6 protein-coding genes are annotated in these 7771 nt (G+C 48.6%); 5 read left to right on the plus strand and 1 reads right to left on the minus strand.

What is annotated here, in order from left to right; translation table 11 throughout:
• Positions 1-115: 115 nt before the first annotated feature.
• Positions 116-601 (minus strand): 3'-5' exonuclease, encoded by a 486-nt coding sequence (locus RMO84_RS11900; RefSeq protein WP_310488672.1) that lies wholly within the window; start codon positions 599-601, stop codon positions 116-118.
• A gap of 362 nt (positions 602-963) precedes the next feature.
• Between RMO84_RS11900 and RMO84_RS11905 the strand changes: the two genes are divergently transcribed.
• The 5 genes from RMO84_RS11905 to RMO84_RS11925 all read left to right on the plus strand — a co-directional run.
• A complete protein-coding gene (locus tag RMO84_RS11905) occupies positions 964-2235 on the plus strand; it encodes a response regulator (protein ID WP_310488673.1) in 1272 nt (423 codons plus the stop codon).
• 88 nt (positions 2236-2323) lie between these two features.
• Positions 2324-2686, plus strand: a complete 363-nt coding sequence (locus RMO84_RS11910) for a response regulator (protein WP_310488674.1) — start codon at positions 2324-2326, stop codon at positions 2684-2686.
• 236 nt (positions 2687-2922) lie between these two features.
• Positions 2923-3408 (plus strand): chemotaxis protein CheW, encoded by a 486-nt coding sequence (locus RMO84_RS11915; protein WP_310488675.1) that lies wholly within the window; start codon positions 2923-2925, stop codon positions 3406-3408.
• Between the two features lie 118 nt (positions 3409-3526).
• Entirely contained in the window at positions 3527-6295 is a 2769-nt protein-coding gene (locus RMO84_RS11920) for a methyl-accepting chemotaxis protein (protein ID WP_310488676.1), read from the plus strand.
• 159 nt (positions 6296-6454) lie between these two features.
• A partial coding sequence (locus RMO84_RS11925) for an Hpt domain-containing protein (protein ID WP_310488677.1) occupies positions 6455-7771 on the plus strand: 1317 nt, incomplete at its 3' end.

Genomic DNA, 7771 nt, shown 5'->3' on the forward strand with positions numbered 1-7771 from the left:
CCCGACTTCTTCAAGAAGTCGGGGGTGTAGCTGTAATGGATGATTTAGTAGATTCCAGCTCCAGCTAGGGTTTCCAATCCACAATCCACAATGGTATTAACAGTCTTGGCGATTGTCATAACCGAGCAGCCGCGATCGCAATCTCGGCACAGGCTCGCGCATCGGATAGAGCTTGATGGTGGTTGAGGGTAATATTTAGGTGCCTGCACACATCGGGCAGCTTGGTGGGGTAGAGATTCCAGCGTTCGCGAGCCAGGGCGACGGTACAGATAAATTGTTGGTGGGGATGGGGAATCTGATAGAGATCGCAGCAAGCATAGAGGACGCGGCGATCGAAACTCGCATTGTGAGCGACTAGGGCATCGGCAGTGGCGATCCGAGTCGAAATTTGCGTCCAGACTTGCTTGAAAGTGGGAGCCTGAGCGACATCCGACCACATGATGCCATGAATGCGCGTGAATTCAAACTGGTAGGATGGGGGCCGAATTAGAAAGATTTCTTCATGGACGATCTCGTTATTATCGATCTGGACGATGCCCAAAGCGCAGGCACTATTGGGATTGCGGTTAGCAGTCTCAAAATCGATCGCGACTAATTTCACAGGTTGACCTTCGGGATAGTAGATCTGCTAGCGAACGAGTAGCAATCGCAGACAGGCTTAGACATTGTACCGGAAAAGTAGCTGCTGTTGCGATTGGTGGTGTCATGGCGGTAAAACTAGCGGCGCAGCCATAGCTTCGACATAGCTGGCTGTGCAGAAAAATAGCCAGCAGCGATCGGTTTATTTAGGAAATGTCACTTTTGCGTTGCCAGCAGGGAAATATAAGAAGGACATGCATTAACATGCGCGATCGATTCTCTATCTGTCTAGCGGCTGTAATTCAGTCCCACGTACGATCTAGTCTCAATTGCGATCTTTTTCTGCTTTTGCAAATCAAGTCCACTAAGCTATGAGTTCGAGCCATGAATCAGGGTTCTAGCAGCGTTGCTGATACCGAAAGAACACTAAACCCCATCAAGTTATTAGAACAATTAGCTACTTCTCAAGCTAAAGGTTGTGTGCGGATTGTTGCCAATGACATCACTTGGTTACTCTATTTTTATGAAGGTAAACTATTTTATGCCAATCATTCACTCGAACCTGTTGAGCGACTAGAGCAACATTTGCGCCGCCTTAGCCCAACGATCTTAGCTAATCAGGTGTATACCGATTTGCGAGAGCAGTTAAAAGAAGCTAATTTAGAGGCAACTTATCCGAGTTTAGATTACCAAGCAATTCGCTGGTTGATCGCACAAGGACATATTACCGAACAGACAGCGGGTATTTTAGTCAAAAGTGTCACCAAAGAAGTCCTGCAATCTTATTTATTGATTACTTCCGGTACTAGCGAATTAATCTCGCGAGATACCGCCTTCCCGATTTGGTGGAGTGGTAACTTTTTGTTTGTTACCAAGGAATGTCAAACAGAGTTACACGCTTGGCAAGCCTTACAACCAGCGATCCAATCACCATATCAACGTCCTTATCTGATGAACGTCGAGCATCCGTTGCTGACGCCAGATGTCAAGACTAAGTTGAGCAAAATCTTGATTGGGTTTAGCTTTAGGCAGTTATCTTTGCTGCTCAAGCAAGATGAGCTGACAGTTGCCAATAATCTCCATCGCTTGATCAACAACAAGATTGTTGGCTTGCGGGGGCCGCAGCCACCATTCGATCGCCTGCACAAGCTCTATACAGCGGGCATGGATCGCGATCGCTTTAACGAGCAAGATCAATCTGTCTCGGCTACCCTCGCATCAGTTGCTGAAAAAACTGGCGCGCTCGGCCCCACCACAACGGAAGACCTCAACGACCAAGCTACTTATAAAATTGCTTGCGTCGATGATAGTCCGACCATTTTGCGAGAAATCAATCGCTTTTTGGATGGGGATAGTTTCAAGGTGTTTCCGATCGTCGATTCGGGCACAGCTTTGATGAAGATTATTCGGATCGATCCCGACATTATCTTATTAGATGTGGGCATGCCGACGATCGATGGCTACAAGCTTTGCTCGATGCTGCGCAAGCATCCAGCCTTCAAAAAGACGCCAATTGTGATGGTAACGGGCAATACGGGCATTATCGACAGAGCCAAAGCCAAAATGGCCGGCTCGACTGACTATATGACCAAACCGTTTACTCAAGCAGGGTTAATCGATATGGTATCGAAACATTTAATGGCAGAGCATCAATAATTTAGTTAGAAGTTAAAGATTGCTGTCAGCAAATTAGGTAAGTAACAAGTTTAGACTGCATTACATATTCAAAAGGGAAATCGCACAAATGGTTAAGATTTTAGTGGTTGAAGATACGCCGTCCGAAATGAAATTGATGACTATGTATCTCAAGGATAATGGTTATCAAGTGATCTCGACTGACAATGCCAAAGATGGCCTCAGCATGGTCGATAAAGAAAAACCCGATCTCGTGATTACTGATGTCGTCATGGAAGGGATGAACGGCTTTGAATTTTGTCGGACATTGAAAAAGAATCCCGACACTGAAAAAATCCCCGTTATTGCTTGTACTTCTCGCAATCAAGATTTGGATAAATTATGGGGTAAGAAGCAAGGTGTAGATGTCTATGTAACCAAGCCTTATTCTCAGGAAGATATTATTAAAGCTGTTAAATCTGTTTCTAATTAGTGGATGGTGAATAGTGGATAGTAAATAGTAAAATTCTCGATCGACAAGTTAAAGCTCTGCTATTTATTAGTTCTCAATCCCTATCCACAATCCCCTATCCACTGTCTCGTTGGCGAAGCCTCTCCGACAGGAGAATCGCTTAACCGTCGAGAAACCTGACGTTGGCGTTGGCGTAAGCCTGCCGTAGGCACAGCCTCTCCGAAGGAGTTACGTAAGTCGCTATCTACTATCCTGCTATGACCATTACCGCGCCAACTCAAAGATCGACCGCCACTATTGGCGACATGTTTTTGAAATTTCAGCTCGATGTCCAAACTTGTGCCGTCGTGCCCATGCTGCAAACTCAAGAAGCGATCGTCTTGCCCGCCAGTCGAGTTTCGGTAATTCCGAACCTGCCCGCACCAGTTCTCGGTTTATTCAACCGGCGCAGTAGCCTGCTGTGGCTGGTCGATCTCCCCGAAATTTTGGGATTAACACCGATCGACCGACACGCTCATAGTTTTGATATCGCCCTGCTCAAAGTCGGTCAGGTACCCCTGGCAGTAGCGGTGAAATCGATTCAGGGGGTAGTCCGATTTGCCCACGAAGATATCGAATCGCCGATCGGTAGTTTCAACCCAGCTTTCACTCCCTATCTACGCGGTTGGATCTTACAAGGAAAAGAATTGATTTTGGTATTGGAGCCTGAAGCAATTATTAATGCAGACGTTTTGAAGAATTAACACCACTGCGATCGTTAATGGCTAAATCAGCTCCACTTAGCAACATGCTCTCAGAGTGGATTTGCCACCGCAAATTGACTACCGACCCGCCATTATATTAAGTCTCATCATCAACAATATGAATCAGTCTAACCCCCAAACTCAACTCAGAACCGTCGATCCAGCCGCACTAGCCGCATCAGCTCCAACCGGCAAGTGGAGCAAATTAAGCCTCAAAACCAAGGTGACATTGCTAGCCACTATTTTGGGACTGGCACCGATCGCCATCATTGGCGCACTCAGCTACAGCCAGATTGATGGTACCCTCAGAACGCAGACAGCTCAAGACCAAAAAACTCGCGCGATCCAGATTGCCGATAAATTTAACCGCTTTATCTTCGAGCGGAATGGTGACGTCGAAGTTTTGGCTTCACAACCAGTATTCGCCGATGCCAAGCTATCTGCGCTCACTTCAGCCGAAGCTAAAACCAAGCTGTTAGACCAATATATTACTAGCTATCAGATCTACGACAGTATCGCGTTTTTCGATCTCAAAGGTAATGTCATTGCCCAAAATAAAGGTGCGGCACTAACCAATCATTTAGATCGCAAATATTTCCAAGAAGTACTCAAAACCGGAAAAACGGTCATTTCGGAGGCAGATAAATCGAAGAGTACTGGCAAAATGACCATCCATTTCGCCACGCCAGTTAAGGATGTCGCAACCGGCCAAATTATCGGTATCATGCGGACAAGAGCACCGATCGAACGGTTGGAAGGCCCGCTCAAAGATTTCCAATCCAAACATGAAGACTACCACATTTCCGATCGACGGACTGGCACTGTCTTTATCAGTTCTAATGGTGACTATACTAACAAGCCAGAGGATAAAGATCTGATTGCAGCACGAGAAACAGGCAAGATGATTAGCCACCACACCACGATCGTCGCTGGTGGTCAAGTCAATGCCAACGATCGCGGCGACCACGTCGAATTGATGACAGCGGCTAACTTGGGCAAACTTGAAGGGATGCAACAGTTGCCGTGGACGGTTGTAACTGTCATCGATGAAGCTGCGGCCTTTGCCACTCTATCGGGATTGCTAACCACGATTTTGATTGGGGCGGGCATCACTGCAGCGATTACATTCAGACTAGCTACCTTAATCGCCAATCGTGCTACCCAGCCGATCGCCGATGCGGCCAAAGTCGTTGCCAAAATCGGTCAAGGTGAATTTGGCGATCGCTTGGAAGTCACCAGTGAAGACGAAATCGGCCAATTAGGTAACAACATTAACTTGATGGCCGGTCAAATTCAAGACCTCTTGTTCATGCAGTCCCAACAGAATAAGCGGACGGAATTATACGCAGAAGTCTCTCGCGCCCAAACCACCGGCGAGATGGCGGCTCCATTAGCCTATGTGCTTGAAGAAGCTCTGCAACAAATTGCTGCCGATCGGTTGGTCGTCTATCGGTTCTTCCCCGATCTGAGCGGTCATATCGCTGGGGAAGCCGTCCTCCCAGGGTTCGTAAGCGCGCTCGCCGAACGGATCGAAGATCCTTGTATTCCGGCAGAATTGATGGCTGAATATACCAAGGGTCGGACGATCGCCACCGATGACGCGATGGCCGCTAACTATCATCCCGATCACAAACAATTATTTACTAGACTCCAAATCAAGTCCAATCTGGTCGTACCGATCCTGCAAGGTAATAACTTGTTGGGACTGCTCGTCGCTCACCACTGTAGCAAAATTCATCAGTGGGAAGAGTGGGAAACTGAGTACCTGCGCGAATTTGCTAAACCGATCGCCGCTGGTTTAGGTGGTTTTGCCGCTACCGAACGGAGTCTCTTTGAAGCCGTAGCGTCCGAACAACGCGCCCAAACAGCTAAGGCTGAAAACGAACAACGCCAAAAAGAATTGCTGCGGTTGTTGATGGAAATTGAAGGCGCATCCGAAGGTGACTTAACCGTTCGATCGGAAATCAGCGACGGGGAAATCGCGATCGTCGGTGACTTCTTTAACTCGATTATCGAAAGTCTCCGCGATATTGTAACGACTGTAAAAGATGCAGCTGGGAAAGTGAACGGCTCTGTCGGTGACAACGAATCCGAAGTTCGCTTGCTCACCGCAGCAGCAGCCAAGCAAGCCGACCAAATCCAAGTCACTCTCGCCAAAATCGAAACAGTGACTGACTCGATTCGATCGGTATCTGCCGATGCGCGTCAGGCAGCGACAGTGGCCACATCTGCTGCTTCTACGGCTGAAGTCGGCGGTCAAGCGATGGATCGTACCGTCCAAAGTATCGTCCAACTGCGCGAAACCATCTCTGAGACAGCCAAAAAAGTTAAACGCTTGGGTGAATCTTCACAACAGATTTCCAAAGTTACCGGCTTGATCGACCAAATCGCCCTCCAAACCAACTTGCTAGCGATTAACGCCAGTATCGAGGCAGCACGGGCGGGTGAAGAAGGACGCGGTTTCGCAGTCGTAGCCGAAGAAGTCGGTCAACTAGCAGCCCAATCAGCCGCAGCCACCAAAGAAATCGAAAAAATCGTCGAAACCATTCAACGAGAAACCAGCGCGGTCGCTCAAGCAATGGAATTGAGTACTACTCAGGTCGTCGAAGGTACCCAATCTGTCGAACAAACCAAAACCAGTTTGAAACAGATTATTGCCCTATCCAATCAAATGGATGCCTTCTTGCAATCGATCTCGATCGCCACCAACGATCAAGTCGAAACATCTCAAGCTGTCAAGGTAGACATGGCTGCAGTGGCCTTAATCTCCGAACAGACCTCCGACTCCTCCAAGCAGGTATCCACCTCGCTCCAACAAACAGTTACCATCGCCCAAGCCCTGCAAGCTTCGGTCGGTAAGTTTAAAGTTAATGTCGATCGGAATTAGGGAGGAGCGGGGAGCGGGGAGCGGGGAGTAATGGAGTTCAAAGTAGGGAGTAGATATCGATATCTACTGCCAGCTCTAACATCCCCGAATTCCTGCCCCCATTCTTACCTCCTCGCTCCCCGCTCCCCGCTCCCCGCTCTTCTACCCCTACCCTCTCAGATGATTACTTCAGATCAAGAACAACAAGTCAAACTCCAATTTTTGGATGAAGCGACAGATTATTTAGATGTTATCGAATCGGGACTACAGGGACTGGGTACTGGTCGAGTGACCGGCAAGCAGTTGGATGGACTCCTCCGCTCGGCGCACTCGATCAAAGGTGGTGCGGGGATGATGGGTTATACCACCCTGGCTAAATTAGGACACCATCTGGAGGATTATTTTAAGATTATCCAGTATGGTAGGTCTGAGCCACCCGATGCCGACGTCGAGCAATGGATGCTCGGCACGATCGATCGGCTGCGACAGATAGTCGATCTCAATCGGCAAGGTTTGGATGCGGATGCTGCCTGGTTAAAAGCGCACGTCGATCCGTTATTCGATCGCCTCCGCGAACGCTTGGGCGAGTTCAATCCTGAAGATGAGGCAAATATGTTGGCCTCCGAATCGGGTGAAGATATTCTGACTTTCTTGTTTGAATCGGAAGTCGAACGTTCGCTCACACAGTTAGAGTCATCTGTTAATGGCGACAATTCGAGTAGTTTGTACGATGAGTTGCTGATTAGTGCTGAGGAATTGGGCGGCTTAGCCGAAATGCTCGAACTGCCCGCAATGGGTCACTTGTGCGCGTCAGTACTCGCACATCTAAAGTCCCAACCCCATCAGATTCGGGCGATCGCGGCCTTGGCATTAGCAGCTTGGCGACGCACTCAGGCGATGGTCTTAATCGGTCAAACAGCCAATTTACCTGGCGAGATCGAGCTACCAGGATCGGGCATTGTGCCCCTGAGCGAAGCAGAAACGATCCCCGAATGGAATGGAACGATCGATCGCGACTCCATGCGCCCCGATCGCAGCTTCGATATCGACCTCAATAATTTTGAGATCGCCGATTTCGGTGATGCAGCAGCACAAACGGCAGAATCTGCGGCAATCCTGGGGGATCTTGCTAGTGCCAATGACTTCCAGACGCTAACCGATCCTTTTGGCTCATTAACCGTCCAACCAACTTTCTCGACTATTACTGATAGTGACGATCTCGACGCATTTGCCACAAACGAGCAAAATTCTGACGAACTGACACCGCCTCGTCCGATCTTTAAGGCTGGAGCGACTTTCTCGACAATTACAAATAGCACCGATCTCCTCAACGAATTTATTACTAACGATCGATCGACGATCGGGGCTGCCGACGACGAAGAGATCGTCGATGCCTTTGAAATGTTGGATCTCAGCGGCGATCTGTCACTCGATACCGACGCACCCGAACTATTAGCCTCCTTGTCTGGCTTCCTGGTTGACATGCCAGCCGACGAG

This window comes from Chamaesiphon sp. VAR_69_metabat_338, from assembly GCF_031423935.1.
In the GTDB taxonomy this organism is placed as follows: domain Bacteria; phylum Cyanobacteriota; class Cyanobacteriia; order Cyanobacteriales; family Chamaesiphonaceae; genus Chamaesiphon.

Bases quoted from the DNA above. Each gene is read 5' to 3' on its own strand.
- RMO84_RS11905 (WP_310488673.1), top strand. From the start codon at position 964: ATGAATCAGGGTTCTAGCAGCGTTGCTGATACCGAAAGAACACTAAAC.
- RMO84_RS11920 (WP_310488676.1), top strand. From the start codon at position 3,527: ATGAATCAGTCTAACCCCCAAACTCAACTCAGAACCGTCGATCCAGCC.
- RMO84_RS11910 (WP_310488674.1), top strand. From the start codon at position 2,324: ATGGTTAAGATTTTAGTGGTTGAAGATACGCCGTCCGAAATGAAATTG.
- RMO84_RS11915 (WP_310488675.1), top strand. From the start codon at position 2,923: ATGACCATTACCGCGCCAACTCAAAGATCGACCGCCACTATTGGCGAC.